We start from the raw sequence: 16,429 nt of genomic DNA on the forward strand, positions 1-16,429 counted from the left end.
ATGGCCGAAGACTTTTATAAGTTGGCTGCCTAGAATCTCCCAAGGGAAAGTCTCCTGATAATTCAGCGTATATCATATATTGATAAACATATTGAAGTTTTTGAGAAATTAATAATTCAAATCCTACTAATGCGATCATTGCAACAACAGAGATCATGAAGCCAAATTTCACCGAATCTGAAGCAAATAACTTAATATCAAATAAAGGATAAGAACTATTTATTTGTCTTTTGGTAAATACTATTCCAAGAACAACCCCTATAAATCCTAACAATAGATGGTATATTTCAAAATCTCTTAATCCAGATTTTAAGCTATAAATCACCAATAAAATTGACGATATTAATATCGCTGCATCCATTAAATTCAATGGATTCTTAGCTATTGGTTGTTGTTTAGGTATTAGATATAAAATACTGACTATGACAACTAAAATAATGGGTAAGTTAATTAGAAAAACTGAACCCCAGAAGAAATATTCTAATAATAATCCTCCAACTAAAGGACCAAATGCAGCACCAGCGCTGCCTGCCATTACCCACATACCTAGTGCAAAATTACGTTCTTTTTCATCAACAAAGGTATAGCGTAAACAAGCTAAAGTACCTGGTAAAATCATCGATGCACCCAGAGCCAATAAGGCTCTAGCAAGAATAAGAATTTCAGCATTTGGAGCGAATGCAGCAAATGCCGACGCTATACCGAAAATAATGCTTCCTATTAGCATTAACTTACGATAGCCAATTCTATCTCCAAGTGCACCCATTACTAAAATTAAACCCGCCATAAGTAATGGATATATATCGATAATCCATAATAATTCCGACATATTGGCTTGCAGCTCATTACTCAAGGTCGGTACAGCAATATGTAAAACTGTTGCATCAATAGCGATAGGTAAATACAACCCTACCACTACAGCCAATATTAGCCACTTAGGATGAAAAGTCATAATAAAAGTAAAAATACAATAGAATTGAACGTGTGTTCAATTCTATTGTATTTTTACTTTTATTGGCAACTCCTATATTCTTTGTCGTGTTGTAAAAGGGTATATTTAGTAAATGAGTTATTTAAGTAAGTCTGAGAGAAGAAATCTGATTTTACAGGTTGCCAAGTCAATAGCTCTTGAAGAGGGACTAAGTACACTGACTGTTCGTAATATTGCAAAAAAAGCTTGTTTATCAGTAGGTTTAATTCATCATCACTATGCATCAATTCAAGAGTTAAAGTCAGAAGTATTTATTCAGCTTGCTTACGAAAATTTAGATACTAGTACGCTTTCAGAAGATATATGTTGGGAAAGTAGATTGCTAGATATTTTGGGATTTTCAGAAAACAATAATGAACTTGCGTATATACGTCTTTGGAACGAGGCAGAGCAAATTAGTTGCTCAAACCCTGAATTTTCCAAAGTTTATTGGGCGGCAATCGAAGCTTGGAAAAACAAAATTATAGAAGTATTAAAGCTAAAAAAATTCATAAATCCTAATGAAAATATGGAAGATTTAGCATGGCAATTCATAGGGATAACTTTAGGTTTTGAACGATTAATTCAATTTAAAGGTGAGAAGCTTTCTTTGAAATATCTGAATTTTTTAGTTCTACAACTTATTGAATGTAAGATATCTCACGACAAATAGTTGTTATTTAAATGACAGCCTATTATGTTAATTTTAGGTCGTCTTAACTTTAATGAGGAATCATCGAAAATTTATGCAAAATAATAGCGATATTAATTTACCCATTCTTATTATTGGCGCAGGGATAGCAGGAATAGGATGTGCTAAAAAACTACAAGAAAAGGGTGAAAAAGTTATCGTATTAGAAGCTAAACCTCGTATTGGCGGACGTATAAATTCTAAAAAGATTGATTCGGATATCTTTGATTTGGGTGCATCATGGATTCATGGAATTGATGATAATCCTATATGGGCTATTACCCAAGAAAATGATATAGAAACTACGATATTCAATTATGATAACTCACAATATTTTCATGAAAATGGACAATTATTTTCAGAAAAAGAAGTTGAAGAATTTGATTTTTATATAGATAAAATAGAAAAATTACTTAATCAAACACAAAAAGTATCTGCTCTTGATGCGATTAAAGAAATAATATTTTCTTTACCTTATTTAGGTAATACATTTTCAGAAAACTATCTTAAAAAATTATTATTGAGCTTTTTTGAACGAATAGCCAATGATCCATTTGCTACAAGTCTAGATCAACTTTCTTCAAATTATCAAAATTATGAGGGATACTTTCAAGGGAATGAAGTTGTATTTCCAAAAGGGTATTATCAGGTTGTTGAAAGTATTGCCAAAAATATAGAAATTAAATTAAATATAGATATTAAAAAAATTACTTACCAGAATGATTATGTTCAACTTATCGATTCCAATGATAATGCTTACATAGGTTCTCGCGTAGTGGTTACCGTACCACTTGGTATTCTAAAAAAAAATCACATTGAGTTTCACCCGCCATTATCTAGTGATTATATTCATTCTATTCAAGCGCTCGGATTTGGATCTTTCAATAAAGTATTTTTTGAATTAAAGCAACCTCTTCTTTTTCGCTTGAAAAGTTCAGGAGAGAAAATTAGTAATTTTTATTGGAACGATACCGATTGTTTTAACATTTTAGATTTATCTCAAATCTATCAAAAACCAACTTATTTAATGCTCTTTGGAGGAGATAAATCAAATTTTATAGACAATTCAACGGATAGAGAAGTATCTGATTTTGTCTTTAGTAGCTTACAAAAACAATTTGCTGGAATTCCCGATAAACCAGAAAAAATAATAGTTACACGTTGGGGAGCAGACCCTTATAGTTACGGTTCTTTTAGTTTTCCGTCACTAAATCACACTGATAATCTTGTTAAGGTATTACACAAGCCAATCAGCCAACTTATTTTCTTCGCTGGTGAACATTGTAGCTTGAAATATGCTGGTACTGTTCATGGTGCATATTTAAGTGGCTGTGAAATAGCTGAAAAAATCTTAAAGGAAATCCCCACGATTTAATATTTTGAATCTTATGAAATTTTTAAATTTGTTTTAATTATCAATATGATAGCTTGATTTTTAAAATTTAGTATAACATGTATTATATTAGTTTTAGGAAATATGAAGAATAAAAATGAATGATACAGAAAAGTTTCGGTTTAAATTAGAATTAATATTAAATTTAAAATCGGCTAAAGATATTCAAGATTGGTCTACAAACAGAATAGAGCAAGACATTATAGATTCAGAGGCTTTGGAAATATGTTTTTTTTTCTAAAGAAAAACAAGTATTAGATTATTTTCATAACATTAAATTTGAATGGCTAAACTTGGTACCTGCTGTAAAGAGGAAAACTTTTAGAGAGATTTTAAAAAAATATATTGAACCTCCACCAATTATTGAATATTCAGAACAATTAATTAGAAACCTCTTTAGAATGATGCTGGGACTTTCAAAAATTGCTGAGGATGAAGATTTATATGATTTCATAGATCATTATCATGATGAGTTTTATTTAGGTTTAGATGGTTTTTATAATTTAGTGCCAGAAGATGTATGGCCCTCATTTCTTAATGATCTTAAAAGTTGGCTTTGATTAAACTTCTCTTATTTACTTACCATAATGAGCGATATAAGAAATTAAATTGTGATCCCAATTGCAAAATCAACAACTACTTGAACACCCATTCTCATCCAAGTTGGACACTTTAATAAACTTATACGTAAATTAAAGTGTCGCTTTACTTGGACAAAAATAAAAAAATTACTCGATTTTTTTACCTCGTTTTTTTCGCATAGATTCACCTGCCAAATTGAAAATATGGGACCTATGAACAATACGATCTAGCAATGCCTCACCAACCGTTTGGTCCTCAAAGTGGTTGAGCCATAGATTGGTTTCATATTGACTTGTGATTAGTAGTGAACCGTTGTCACTATGTTTATCAATAACACTAATAAAATGAGCTAACCAAGAATTATTGATCTGTGATAAACCAAAATCATCCAAAATGAGCAATTTACAGGAAAGTAATCTCTTCTTTAAGGTCGAGATAGTTCCCAAATTTACCGCAGTATTGAAATCTTCGAACAACTCAGTTGTATTATAAAAGATGACTTTAAAACCCAACTTACATGCGTTCGTTCCAAATGCAGATGCAAGCCATGTCTTACCTATACCAGTTGCACCTGTAAAAATTAGATTATGTTTGGACTTGATCCACTCACAATCAGCAAAACTTTGTAAAATATCACTTGTAAGCCCTTTTTTATTGGAACAATCTATTTCTGTCAGGCTACTTGTCGGATATCGTATATTCGATTTATTTAGCAATGATAAGATTTTTCGATTGCTGACTTCATTTTGCTCGGCGATTAGTAATTCATTGAGAATTTCTAATGAGGTCTTTTTACTGTTAACCATTTCATCATAATGATCAACAAAGCAATTCAAACAACCATTGAGTTTTAAATCTTGCATTTTTTGTGCAATAACGCTCTTTGTAGTCATCTTGCATCCCCTCCAAAATAATTAGCACCACGTAAGTTTGCGTGTGTATAGGGATTCATTGTTTTAGTGGTGTTTAGAGGTTGAATATATTTTCTATTTTTGAGTACATACAATAGGTCTGTAACTGCTAATAGATTATATTTTAACGCATACTCACAAGCCTGATTAAGCACAGAATCAAGCTTATTTTCTAAAATATAATCTCTAAGCTTATTTAAAGACTTAATATTACGAGCGAGTTGTTTGGATTTATTTAGAATTTGTTCAACAAAATCATAAACATAATTTCCAAGAGATTTAGCCCATTGCTTAATATTTGCGGGGCTTAAAGTATTATAAAGCCTATGGTTGGCTGGCATATGTTCGTCTAGAATACTTGCTTGACCATAGCCCTCTAATAAACAGTGTGAAGTAATTAATTCATTCTCATAATAGAATTGTACTTCATGACTTGTAACACCGATATCTAACTTCTTACCTATCAGAGTATAAGGAACAGAATAAATATTCCCATCAATGGTAAATTGATAAAACTCTGAAACGGTTTGTTGAAATATCCATTTTGAAAAAGGATATGGATGTTTAGGCAGGACAAGCAATTCATTTTTTTCAAATCGATGAAAACGATCTGATCGACTTTCAGGAAAACGCTTAGTGACACCATTGTTGATTCTATCAACTTCTACATCGATAGCTTTTTGTAACTCTTCAAGTGAGAAAAATTTTCTGTCTCTTAATTTGACCAAGACAGAACGTTGGATAATTTGGACACAAACCTCTGCTAGCCCTTTATCTTTAGGGGTTCGTGGGCGAGTATTCAGAATTGCAAAATCATGATAGTCAGCAAATTGTTCAAATGTTTTATTGAAAACCGTTCCATTACGCCCTGTTTTAATAACAGCCGCTTTTAGATTATCTGTGATTACTTCTCTAGGAACACCACCTATACGATCAAAAGTGGCTGTAAAGCATTTTAACCAATCATGGGTTTGTTGAGTTTCTGCGGCAATGACAGTAATTAAACTTGAAGCACCCAACACACCTACAAAGATCTGAACATTTCTCACCTTGTCTGAATTAATGTCGTGAATTGGCATTGTTTTACCACAGAAATCGACAAGTAATGTCTGCCCAGCAGTAAAATGTTGGCGCATAGATGGGTGTAATTTTTTCAACCATTGCTTGTACAATTTCGCAAAGCGAGAATACGAAACGCATTTTGGCTCTGTTTCTTTGAACTCAATCCACAATTGCTTAAGCGTCATATCTCTGATCTTCATTTGATCATTGATATATGTAAAGTCTGGTAGCAGTTTGCACTTCATGATATTTTTTGCAACACCTGTTTGCACAATATCGACAAACTCTTGATTAGATGCTTTCAACACCTCAGCAACAGGTATTTCAATTTCACCTAATTTTTTAGCAATAACACCAACTGTTGTTGGAGACACATTAACTCTTTTTGCAATTTGGCGATGTGTATTACCTTGCGCCAAAAACTCACAAATTTTTCGTTGAATTACAACAGGTATTTTCATTAGAAAACTCCCAAAATCAGATCAGTAGATTGAGGGAGAAAGAGCAAGTATTTTGCTTTATTGACTTTCAAAAAGTAATTCAACAAAATGCTAGGTGTGTCGATAGTCAAAAGACACCTTTCAATGACTCATGTTACAGCATGGGTCATTGATCTTTCTCCACGGATAAAATTAAAACTAATTTAGCTCATTTCTAGACTCCTTCTGCATTCGTTCAAGTTCAGTCAGAACATAAGAATTCATCGATTGATGTTTTTTCTTAGCCATTCTTTTTATCCAGAAAACTAATTCTTCAGGCAATCTTAAATTTAATTGTTTAGTTGTTTGCACAATTATTACTCAGTGGTAGTATTTTGATTCTATAGTAGTGAAATGATTCTATATCCGCAATAGTTTTTTTGCATCATAATGCTACTATTGATAATTTCTACTGTTCGTGGAATCCATGAAAAAAAAAGATATTCAGTTTAATCTTCGAATTCCAGAAGATTTAAAGTTAAAAATTGATGAAGCTGCAAAGATAAATCAGAGGTCTATCAACGCTGAGACCATGTCTCGCCTATATGATTCTTTTGTGATGGATAATAATATTCATCTCGAAGCAGCCAAAGTTATTGAAAATTTCTTGCAAGCACGAACACCGACTCAACGTAAAAAGGATGTAGCTGAACGACTTATTTTTTTATTGAATGAAATTAAAAAAAGTAAATATTTTGATCAACTTACGATTGCAGAATTAGCATACAAAATTGATGAAAATTCAGCAGATAGTGCTGAATCATGGTTTAGAGCAGAAATGGAACCAACTTTTAATCAACTAGAGAAAATCGCTGACTTCTTATCTGCAAATTCAAATTGGTTACTTTTTGGAAAAGAAAGACCATTCAAAGTTGAGAGCTTCCGTTTTGATGAGGATTTAGATAAAGATTTGAGATGGTTGTTGACCCCTAATCCTGAAAAAGATTTCTTAAAAAATCATTCGGTGCGAGAAGTTAAATTTCTTCGCAGTCTCAATGCAGAAGGCTCGCTAATTATAACTAAACTATACTCTAATCAATATTTTGAGTGTTTTCAGACTCCTTACCATATCAGTGATGTAACAGGTGTAGGTGGGTATAATTCACTACTTTATCTCTGCTTATTATTTAAAACTTTAAAAAAATATCATGGTTCATACCATCATCCTAACATCTACAGTTATTTGATTTCTGAAGAAGTGACTAAGAAAATATGGTCAGAAGAAGTACACCCCTTACCATTGATTGATCAACTTCATCAAACTCCATGGATGGATGATCTCGCAGATAAATTACCTAATCGGTCTTTAGATGAATTCTATTGGAAGGGATTTGATTTGCTTAGATCAAGATTGATTAAGGATTTCAATGAAAAGGAATACATTCAAAAAATTTTGAAAGATTCGGAGTTTCATATTAAGCATCCTATGACTTTCGATTAATGCCACGTCAATTTGTGTCGTATACACAAGAATTCTTATTTAATTTAACTTATTGTTTCTATAAACTAATTATTAGCTTTAATACGGTCATCTATACAAATGAATATTGTCCAAATCGAAGAAAATGTTAAACAACTCATCTATAAAATTGCTCAAGATGAGCTAAATAAAAAAGACTTTATCTATGAGTTGCTTTTAGCTTATGGACATCGTAGCCAATCTATTGGGCGAGTACGTAATGGTGAGCGTAATTTAGCTGAAGATAAGCAAAATACAGTTTTTTGGAAGCGCCAAATATACTTCAAAATTGCAAAACAGCATGATTTGCATGGTCTTATTGACCAGATGAAAAATGAAAAGCGAACTGAAAGTAATAAGATTCGCTTCTTGATCGTAACTGACTTCACAACTCTATTGGCAGTAGATACCAAAACACAGGATACAATGGATGTTCCTTTTGGAGATTTAGCTAAAAAATTTGATTTCTTCTTACCATGGGCGGGGATGGAGAAAGCCGTATATCAAGGAGAAAACCCTGCGGATGTTAAGGCTGCTGAAAAATTAGCAAAGCTTTTTGACGAAATTAAAGTAGATAATTTTGATGAAGATGACTTAAACAATAAAGCGAACTTACATCACCTTAATATTTTCTTATCTCGATTGCTGTTTTGTTATTTCGCAGAAGATACTGAGATTTTTAAGGACAAGCAGTTCACTTCAGCCATATCTAAAAGCAGAGAAGATGGATCAGATTTATCTGCTTTAATTGGTCGATTGTTTAAAGTTTTAAACCAATCATCTGAGGATCGTGAAGCAGATTTACCTGACTACTTAGCAGATTTTCCGTATGTAAATGGTGGCTTGTTTAAAGATGATATTCAAGTTCCAAAATTTACACGTAAATCACGTAGGATTTTGATTGAGTGTGGTAAAGACCTAGATTGGTCCGATATCAACCCTGATATTTTTGGTTCTATGTTCCAAGCGGTTGTCCATACTGAACAACGTAGCACGATGGGACAGCATTACACCTCTGTTCCAAACATTATGAAGGTGATTGAACCATTATTCTTAAATGACTTGTATGAAGAATTAGAAAAAAACCAAGACAGTATTAATAAACTATTAAAATTACAGCAACGTTTGGGGCAACTTAAAATTTTTGACCCTGCCTGTGGTTCAGGTAATTTTCTTATTATTGCTTATAAAGAGCTTCGTAAATTAGAAATGGAACTTTTGAAGCGAATTCAAGAGCTAGAATTGGAGAAAACAGGACAGTTTTCTAAACCATTTTCAGTGATTCAAGTTTCCCAATTTTATGGTATAGAAGTTGATGATTTTGCACATGAAATAGCCATATTATCTTTATGGCTAGCTGAGCACCAAATGAATATATCTTTTAAAGTCGAATTTGGAGAGGCTATACCAACTTTACCTTTAAAACGCTCTGGGAATATTTTTTGTGAAAACTCTAATAGAGTTGATTGGAATAATATTTGTCCAAATGATATTGATAAAGAAATTTATCTTTTAGGTAATCCTCCTTATTTAGGTCAACGAAATCATACTGACCTGCAAAGAGAAGATATGGATATAGTTTTTAAAAATCAAAATGACTATAAGAATCTAGATTATATTTCCTGTTGGTTTTATAAAGCATCTCAATATATTTGTGGAGCACAAAAAATTGCATTTGTTACTACAAACTCCATATGTCAGGGTAGCCAAGTTTCAATGCTTTGGCCAAAGTTATTTCAATTAGGAATTAATATTTCGTTCTGTTATAAACCTTTTAAATGGAAAAATAATGCTCGAGATATGGCTGGAGTTACTGTTACTATTATTGGATTATCTAAGAAAGAAGATGAAAATAAATATATATATTTTGAGTCATTAAAAACTAAAGTAGCCACAATTAATGCCTATTTAGTAGATGGACCAGGGACTATTATAGAGAGTCAAAATAAGTCAGTATTTGGATTGCCAAAAATGTTAGGAGGTAATCAACCTCGTGAGGGTGGCTATCTCTGCTTAACTAATGCTGAAAAAGAAGAATTAGAACTAAGTTATCCTCAAAGTAAAAAATTTTTCAAGCGCTTAATTGGCACAAATGAATTAATAAAAGGTACTTTGAGATGGTGCTTATGGATTGAAGATGAAGATGTCGAATTGGCAAATCAAATCCCACCAATTAAAGACCGTATTGAACAGGTACGTTTAAAACGACTAAATGGTAATACAGTCGAAAAAAACTTTGTGAATATGCCACACAGGTTTGTACAAGTAAATCGTGCCAAATTTTCACAGATAGTCATTCCTAACGTGTCTACGCCACGTAGGCGTTACATTCCAATTGGTTTTCTTGATGCTGAATCAATTATTACCAATCTTGCAATGATAATTCCTGATGGTGATTTAGTAACTTTTGGATTAATTAACTCCCATATGCATATGACATGGGTAAAAGCTGTATCTGGTCGCTTAGGAGATGCCATCAGATATACTGTGGGTCTTAGCTATAATACTTTTCCTGTTCCTAAACTAACATCTGTTGACAAAGAAAAAATATCATCGCTTGCTATAAATATTCTCCAAGAAAGAGAAAACTATCCTAATTGTTCACTTGAACAATTATATGATCCAGATGAGATGCCAGATTCATTAAAGAAAGCTCATTTAGAGTTAGATAAATATATTGAAGAAAAATACTCAAAATCTTTATTTGCAGATGATTTTGAAAGACTTTCTTTAATGCTTAAGATGTACCAAGAGAAGGTAAATCCATGAAAAATATAATAGAAGTCAATTATCAACAAACTGGCCAAAGTACATCAATAAATAATATGGGGATGCGAGCAATGCAAGCTCGTGCATATGAGTCTCGTAATTCACAATATTTGTTATTAAAAGCTCCTCCAGCATCAGGTAAATCTCGTGCCTTAATGTTTTTAGGACTAGATAAGTTACATAATCAGGGTTTAAGCAAAGTTATCGTTGCTGTACCAGAACGCTCTATTGGTGGTTCATTTGCCAGCACAAAGCTGAGCGAAAGTGGCTTTTTTGCAGATTGGGATATCAAACCTGAAAATAACTTATGTACTGCTGGTGGCGATAAAAGCAAAGTAAAAGCCTTTAAACGCTTTATGGAAGGTACAGATCAAATTTTGGTGTGTACCCATGCGACCTTAAGATTCGCTTTTGAAGAGCTTGAAGATCATGTATTTGACAATACATTAGTGGCAATTGATGAGTTTCACCATGTTTCAGCAGATGCCGATAATATTTTAGGTACTGTTCTTAAATCTTTAATGGACAATACCACGGCCCATATCGTTGCGATGACAGGTTCATACTTCCGTGGCGATAGCGTTCCTGTACTTACACCTGAAGACGAAGCGAAATTTGATAAAGTTTCCTTTAACTATTACGAACAACTCAATGGTTACACGTACTTAAAATCATTAGGCATTGGCTATCATTTCTATAAAGGGCGATATTTTGCCCCAGATGATGAAGGTAATATTGCTCTTGAACAAGTATTAGATACTGACAAAAAGACCATTATTCATATTCCAAATGTGAATTCAGGTGAATCAACCAAAGATAAATATGATGAAGTGGATGCGATCCTTGAAATCATTGGTGAATTTGTCGCTAAAGATGCTGATACTGGCATTATTACCGTCAAACGTGCAGATGGTAAGATTTTAAAAGTAGCTGATCTCGTTGAAGAAGATGGTCGTGATAAAGTGGTTGAATATCTTCGTCATATTAAAAGCGTAGATGATCTCGATCTCATTATCGCCTTAGGTATGGCTAAAGAAGGTTTTGACTGGCAATTCTGTGAACATGCTCTAACGATTGGTTATCGTGGCTCTTTAACTGAAATTGTGCAGATTGTAGGTCGTTGTACACGAGATAGCTCAAACAAATCACATGCCCAATTTACCAATCTTATTGCTCAACCTGATGCACAAGACACTGAGGTAAAATTTGCAGTAAATAACATGCTGAAAGCAATTACTGCATCGTTATTAATGGAGCAGATACTCGCACCAAACTTTAAGTTTAAAACTAAACGTGATGATGAAGATATTCTTCCAGCAGGAACTCTTTCAATCAAAGGTTTTAAAGAACCAAGTACAGCGAAAACAAAGGCTATTATTGAAAATGACCTTGTCGATTTAAAAGCAGCGATTCTTCAAGACGCCAAAGTAATTGCAGGTTCGGCAGGTAAGATTGAGCCTGAAGTGATAAATAAAGTCCTTATCCCTAAGATTATCCAAACAAAATATCCTGACCTAACGAAAGCTGAACTTGAAGAAGTAAGTCAATATTTAGTAGTAGACTCAGTGATTAGCACAGCAGAAGTCAAAGAAGTTGGCGATAAAAAATTTATTCGCATGGCAGATAAGTTTATCAATATCGAAGACCTTAATATTGATTTAATTCAATCTGTGAATCCTTTCCAAAAAGCTTTTGAAATTTTATCAAAAGAAGTCACAGTCAATGTGCTCAAATTGATTAAGGAAGCAATCGAGGCAACTAAGATTAGTATGTCTCAGGAAGAAGCTATTGAGTTGTGGCCTAAGTTAAAAGCCTTCAAAGTTCAGTTTGGTCGTGAGCCTAGTCTAGAATCAAATAACTTAGTTGAAAAACGATTAGCCGAATGCCTCATCTATATTCGTGAGCAACGTAGACGATCTGGAGTGTAATACGTGGAAGATTTTAGCTGGCTTCAAGATATGATTGCTGATGATGACTTAGGTCTTTTAAACGTAAAGAAAAAAACGTCTGCTCTAACGGCTGATGAGCAATTAGTCTCTAAATTTAATGAAATTAATAATTTTGTGACACAGTATGGGCGTGTGCCTGTTAAGGATATGAAAAACATTTCGGAGTTTATGCTTGCGAGCCGTCTAGAAGCAATTCAAGCCAATCCAGAGCAATACATGGCTTTAGCAGATTATGATGAACATAATTTGCTGCCACAACATCAGGATTAAAGATATGTCAGATATTAAATCACTTGAAGATATTTTTAACGATGATGATCTAGGTTTGCTTGATGATGGTAAAGATGGTGACATCTTTAAAATTAAGCATGTGCCTGTCCAACGTGCAGCAGCTGATGAAGTTGCTAAACGTAAACGTTGTAAGGACTTTGATCAATTTGAACATTTATTTAAAGATGTTCATAGAGAGCTTCGAGAAGGTAAACGTAACCTGTTGCCTTTCAATGATAAAGGATATCAACTAGTTGAAGGGAGTTACTATGTTTTAAGCGGATTGTTAGTTTATCTCGCAGATATTAATTTTACTTCTGAAGCTAAAACAGTTGATGGTAAACGTTTCCGTAAAGATGGTCGAACACGTACTATCTTTGAGAATGGCACTGAATCAACCATGCTGTACCGCTCATTAGCTAAAGCATTATATAAAGATGGGCGCATTGTTTCAGAAACAAATGAACAAGAAAACTCAAATTTCTATACTCATTTTGGAGGTATTACTGAAGAAGATACATCGACAGGTTATATTTATATTCTGAAATCTAAAAGTACAGATCCACGTATCCAATCATATGATCATCTTTATAAAATTGGTTTTGCAACAACAACTGTTGATAAACGTATTTCGAATGCAAAAAAAGAGCCTACTTATTTGATGGCTGATGTTGAAGTCATTGCTGAATATCAAGCTTTCAATATTAATCCTCAAAAATTTGAATATTACCTACATGCCTTTTTTGGTGAATCTTGCCTTGATCTATTGGTCACAGACAAACATGGTAAAAATCATCAACCTAAAGAGTGGTTTATTGCACCTTTAGAAGTAATTCAGCAAGCTGTTGAATTGTTGGTAAATGGGCAGATTATGAATTATCAATATAACAAGTTTACAAAAGTGATTGAATTGAGATAGTAACTATTATCTTTAAGGGGACAAACAATGAAAATTATAAAACTCAGCAAGATTGATAATTTTGGAATCTTTAAAAATTTTGATTGGGATTTAAGTTTAGCTAATCCAAGTATTCAAAATCAAATATATGATTTTAAAGACATAAATATTTTTTATGGTAGAAATTACTCTGGAAAAACTAGCCTTTCTAAAATCATACGAGCATTAGAAACAAAAACTATTTCACCTAAGTATCAAGCCCCAAACTTTAAAATTTTGTTAGCTGATAATAGTGTGGTAACACATAGTTCTTTGGCTACATTTACCCACCCTATTTATGTCTATAACTCTGATTTCGTGAAAGAGAATTTGAAATTTATCCATGATGATAATCAGAATGTGGAATCATTTTCTGTTACTTTAGGTGGTGATAATCAGCAAATATTGGATCGCATCCAACAACTAAATGAAGAATTAGGTTCTGAAACGGAAAATGCAGAAACAGGTATTTATTTATCCATTAAGAATAAGAAAAGTGAGTTAGGTATAGCTCAATTAAATTTCAACAATAAGGATAAAGAGTTACAGAATTTATTAAAAAATAAAGCTTCAGGTCAAGAAGGTTCTATTCGAACGCAACACAACAAATTTGGTGATTCCAACTACAATATTACAAAATTGGCTAGGGAAATTGAATCCGTATGTAAACCAATCTACCAGCCTTTAACTGAGGATACTAAAGCTAACCATGATAAATTAATTTTACAAATTAAAATGGATGATCCTCCAGCTATACCACAGTTTAATATAGATTTTGAGAGCTTAATAAAAGCTGTTGCAGAGATTCTAAATTCTCAAGTAGGTCAATCAAATAAAATTGATGAGTTGGTTCAAAATGGGCTTTTAAATAAATGGGTAGAAGATGGTTTGGCACATCATAAAGAAAGAACAACCTGTGCCTTCTGTTCTAATACTATTCCTTCAGAAAGACTAGAAGCTTTACGTCAACATTTTGATGAAGAATCACAAAAATTAAAAATCCGCATTAACAAAGGTATAGAGTTGTTAAATAGTAAGAAATCATTACTAAAGGTCAATATAGATATAAATTACTTTTACAATAGTTTTCATGTTGAGTTAAATAGAATCAAGGGTGAGCTTGCAAATTTATTAGAAATGCAAGAAAATTCATTTAACACACTAATTTCATGTCTTGAAGATAAAAAAGATAAATTATTTAATGTTGTTGATTTTGCATCGCCTATTAATTATTTGAATGATATTCATAAAACTTTGGATAGTATAAAAACTATTAGAGAAAAACATATTGAATTGACAAGCAAGTTAAAAGAAAATCAAGATAATGCTAAAAATGAATTGAGGTTAGATCATATCTACCATTTCTTACAAGATATTAATTATAATAATTTGACCACTGAGGCTAGCATCTTAAGTCAAGCAATTCAACCATACCAAGATGAATTAAATACACTTGAAATAAGAAAAGGAGAAATTATCACCAATATTAAAACTGAGGAAGATAAGCTAAGATCAGAAAGTGAAGCATGTACCCGCATTAATAATATTTTAAAACATGACTTCGGACATCAAGCACTACACTTAGAAGCTATCGAGGTCAATGAGTATTCAGGTAAAACTATTAAATTTGAGATTCAAAGAAATGGGGTTAAAGCACATAATTTAAGTGAGGGTGAATGTAGCCTTATATCTTTCTGTTATTTTTTGGCAAAAATACAAGATGATCTTAATCAGGGTAAGAGACCTATCATCTGGATTGATGACCCTATTAGCAGTCTAGATAGTAATCATATATTTTTTATTTACTCATTAATCAATGATAAAATCTGCGGTGATAAACTTTTTTCACAATTATTTATATCCACGCATAATTTGGAATTTTTAAAATATCTGAAGCGCTTAGATGTTAGTTTCAATAACAATGGAGCAACCCCTAATCTAAAAACAAACAAATACTTGATACAAAGAGAAAATAATAATTCTTTTATCACAATAATGCCTACTTATATGAGTGAGTATGCAACTGAGTTTAACTACTTATTCCAGCAAATACATACATGTGCTACAGCTAATATAATTACTGATCAGAATCATAGTTGCTTTTATAATTTTGGGAATAATGCTAGAAAGTTTATTGAAATTTATTCTTTTTACAAGTTCCCTAGTCACATGAAAGATGATGAACGGTTAAAATTATTTTGGAACGATGACAACCTTCATCGTTTCTTCATAGGAAGGATAAACAATGAACTTTCACATTGTTCTGGGGTATTTGAAAGAGGTATGTCTATGATAGATGAAGCTGAAATGCAAAAAGCAGCAAAAGCAATCATTGCCAAAGTACAAGATGATATTCAGCAGTATAATGCTTTATTAGAAAGTATTGATGTAGAAATTTCTACTGATCCTTTGGATCCTGACAGATAGGCTATATCAGATAGTTAACTGTCCAAGTAAAATAAGAATAGGTGTTCAACTGTGAATAAGAATACCTGTTCATTTAAATAAGAATACGCACCCAATTTCAAGTTTCTAAATTTTCACCAATAAAAATGTCTAGTTTATGATGATTTTCAGCATCATGGGCTAGATATATAGTGAGCCAATAAAATAGATCGATTTAAGATACTTTAGATAGAGTATTTAAATTTATGTAGCTTATATTTTACATCTAGCTATACCGCTAAAAATAAGAACAAAGTAAAGCATCATTGTAAGCATATATAAATTGAATAGGCTAGATTTAGTTAAAACAACAATTTTATCGTTCTGAAATGCTGTTAAGGTTGTATGAAAATTGATTTCTTTGTATTCGCCTAAGACTAAAGTCGTATAAATTTTGCAAATTTTTATAAAAATCAATAAAAACAGTTTTTTATGAATTAGAAATTATTTGAAAGTTTTAAAATAGGTGATTGATTAGACAAAATAGGGGATATTATTGGTCATACCAATTT

The 16,429-nt window shown here is 32.3% G+C and carries 14 protein-coding genes; 10 read left to right on the forward strand and 4 right to left on the reverse strand.

Annotated elements, in window-relative coordinates:
• The coding region (locus ACK1JC_RS09735; protein WP_409511756.1) for an MFS transporter at positions 1-916 on the reverse strand (916 nt) is incomplete at its 3' end.
• 148 nt (positions 917-1,064) lie between these two features.
• On the opposite strand from ACK1JC_RS09735, the gene ACK1JC_RS09740 reads away from it, so the two are divergent.
• The 4 genes from ACK1JC_RS09740 (at position 1,065) to ACK1JC_RS09755 (ending at position 3,614) form a co-directional block, all read left to right on the forward strand.
• Positions 1,065-1,643 carry a TetR family transcriptional regulator gene (locus ACK1JC_RS09740; RefSeq protein ID WP_409511675.1) on the forward strand — a complete coding sequence of 193 codons (579 nt, stop codon included), beginning with the start codon at positions 1,065-1,067 and terminating at the stop codon, positions 1,641-1,643.
• Between the two features lie 73 nt (positions 1,644-1,716).
• A complete protein-coding gene (locus ACK1JC_RS09745) occupies positions 1,717-3,036 on the forward strand; it encodes an NAD(P)/FAD-dependent oxidoreductase (protein WP_409511676.1) in 1,320 nt (439 codons plus the stop codon).
• Between the two features lie 115 nt (positions 3,037-3,151).
• On the forward strand, positions 3,152-3,295 hold the full coding sequence (locus tag ACK1JC_RS09750) for a hypothetical protein (protein WP_409511677.1): 144 nt from the start codon (positions 3,152-3,154) through the stop codon (positions 3,293-3,295).
• A 52-nt stretch (positions 3,296-3,347) separates the two neighbouring features.
• On the forward strand, positions 3,348-3,614 hold the full coding sequence (locus ACK1JC_RS09755) for a hypothetical protein (protein WP_409511678.1): 267 nt from the start codon (positions 3,348-3,350) through the stop codon (positions 3,612-3,614).
• A gap of 168 nt (positions 3,615-3,782) precedes the next feature.
• Here ACK1JC_RS09755 and ACK1JC_RS09760 read toward each other — a convergent pair whose 3' ends face one another.
• The 3 genes from ACK1JC_RS09760 to ACK1JC_RS09770 all read right to left on the reverse strand — a co-directional run bounded on the left by ACK1JC_RS09760 (position 3,783) and on the right by ACK1JC_RS09770 (position 6,400).
• Complete coding sequence (locus ACK1JC_RS09760) at positions 3,783-4,529, reverse strand: ATP-binding protein (RefSeq protein WP_000208885.1); 747 nt, start codon at positions 4,527-4,529, stop codon at positions 3,783-3,785.
• Entirely contained in the window at positions 4,526-6,070 is a 1,545-nt protein-coding gene (istA, locus tag ACK1JC_RS09765) for an IS21 family transposase (protein WP_409511679.1), read from the reverse strand. Before istA ends, ACK1JC_RS09760 begins: the two co-directional genes overlap by 4 nt.
• 177 nt (positions 6,071-6,247) lie before the next feature.
• Positions 6,248-6,400, reverse strand: a complete 153-nt coding sequence (locus tag ACK1JC_RS09770) for an Arc family DNA-binding protein (protein WP_409511680.1) — start codon at positions 6,398-6,400, stop codon at positions 6,248-6,250.
• Between the two features lie 115 nt (positions 6,401-6,515).
• On the opposite strand from ACK1JC_RS09770, the gene ACK1JC_RS09775 reads away from it, so the two are divergent.
• From ACK1JC_RS09775 to ACK1JC_RS09800, 6 genes are all read left to right on the forward strand, one after another.
• Positions 6,516-7,529 carry an Arc family DNA-binding protein gene (locus ACK1JC_RS09775; RefSeq protein WP_409511681.1) on the forward strand — a complete coding sequence of 338 codons (1,014 nt, stop codon included), beginning with the start codon at positions 6,516-6,518 and terminating at the stop codon, positions 7,527-7,529.
• A 99-nt stretch (positions 7,530-7,628) separates the two neighbouring features.
• Positions 7,629-10,316, forward strand: coding sequence for a class I SAM-dependent DNA methyltransferase (locus tag ACK1JC_RS09780; protein ID WP_409511682.1), 2,688 nt, complete (start codon positions 7,629-7,631; stop codon positions 10,314-10,316).
• Positions 10,313-12,244, forward strand: a complete 1,932-nt coding sequence (locus ACK1JC_RS09785) for a DEAD/DEAH box helicase (protein ID WP_409511683.1) — start codon at positions 10,313-10,315, stop codon at positions 12,242-12,244. Before ACK1JC_RS09780 ends, ACK1JC_RS09785 begins: the two co-directional genes overlap by 4 nt.
• Positions 12,245-12,247: 3 nt before the next feature.
• Positions 12,248-12,535 carry a hypothetical protein gene (locus ACK1JC_RS09790; protein ID WP_409511684.1) on the forward strand — a complete coding sequence of 96 codons (288 nt, stop codon included), beginning with the start codon at positions 12,248-12,250 and terminating at the stop codon, positions 12,533-12,535.
• Between the two features lie 4 nt (positions 12,536-12,539).
• On the forward strand, positions 12,540-13,454 hold the full coding sequence (locus ACK1JC_RS09795; RefSeq protein WP_409511685.1) for a GIY-YIG nuclease family protein: 915 nt from the start codon (positions 12,540-12,542) through the stop codon (positions 13,452-13,454).
• A 27-nt stretch (positions 13,455-13,481) separates the two neighbouring features.
• Positions 13,482-15,899, forward strand: coding sequence for an AAA family ATPase (locus tag ACK1JC_RS09800; protein WP_409511686.1), 2,418 nt, complete (start codon positions 13,482-13,484; stop codon positions 15,897-15,899).
• Positions 15,900-16,429: the final 530 nt, after the last annotated feature.

Source organism: Acinetobacter sp. TY2, assembly GCF_046269225.1.
Taxonomy (GTDB): Bacteria; Pseudomonadota; Gammaproteobacteria; order Pseudomonadales; family Moraxellaceae; genus Acinetobacter.

Coding starts and splice junctions, on each gene's coding strand:
- ACK1JC_RS09760 (WP_000208885.1), bottom strand. CDS start 4,529: ATGACTACAAAGAGCGTTATTGCACAAAAAATGCAAGATTTAAAACTC.
- ACK1JC_RS09750 (WP_409511677.1), top strand. CDS start 3,152: ATGAATGATACAGAAAAGTTTCGGTTTAAATTAGAATTAATATTAAAT.
- istA (WP_409511679.1), bottom strand. CDS start 6,070: ATGAAAATACCTGTTGTAATTCAACGAAAAATTTGTGAGTTTTTGGCG.
- ACK1JC_RS09740 (WP_409511675.1), top strand. CDS start 1,065: ATGAGTTATTTAAGTAAGTCTGAGAGAAGAAATCTGATTTTACAGGTT.
- ACK1JC_RS09785 (WP_409511683.1), top strand. CDS start 10,313: ATGAAAAATATAATAGAAGTCAATTATCAACAAACTGGCCAAAGTACA.
- ACK1JC_RS09780 (WP_409511682.1), top strand. CDS start 7,629: ATGAATATTGTCCAAATCGAAGAAAATGTTAAACAACTCATCTATAAA.
- ACK1JC_RS09745 (WP_409511676.1), top strand. CDS start 1,717: ATGCAAAATAATAGCGATATTAATTTACCCATTCTTATTATTGGCGCA.
- ACK1JC_RS09800 (WP_409511686.1), top strand. CDS start 13,482: ATGAAAATTATAAAACTCAGCAAGATTGATAATTTTGGAATCTTTAAA.
- ACK1JC_RS09795 (WP_409511685.1), top strand. CDS start 12,540: ATGTCAGATATTAAATCACTTGAAGATATTTTTAACGATGATGATCTA.
- ACK1JC_RS09775 (WP_409511681.1), top strand. CDS start 6,516: ATGAAAAAAAAAGATATTCAGTTTAATCTTCGAATTCCAGAAGATTTA.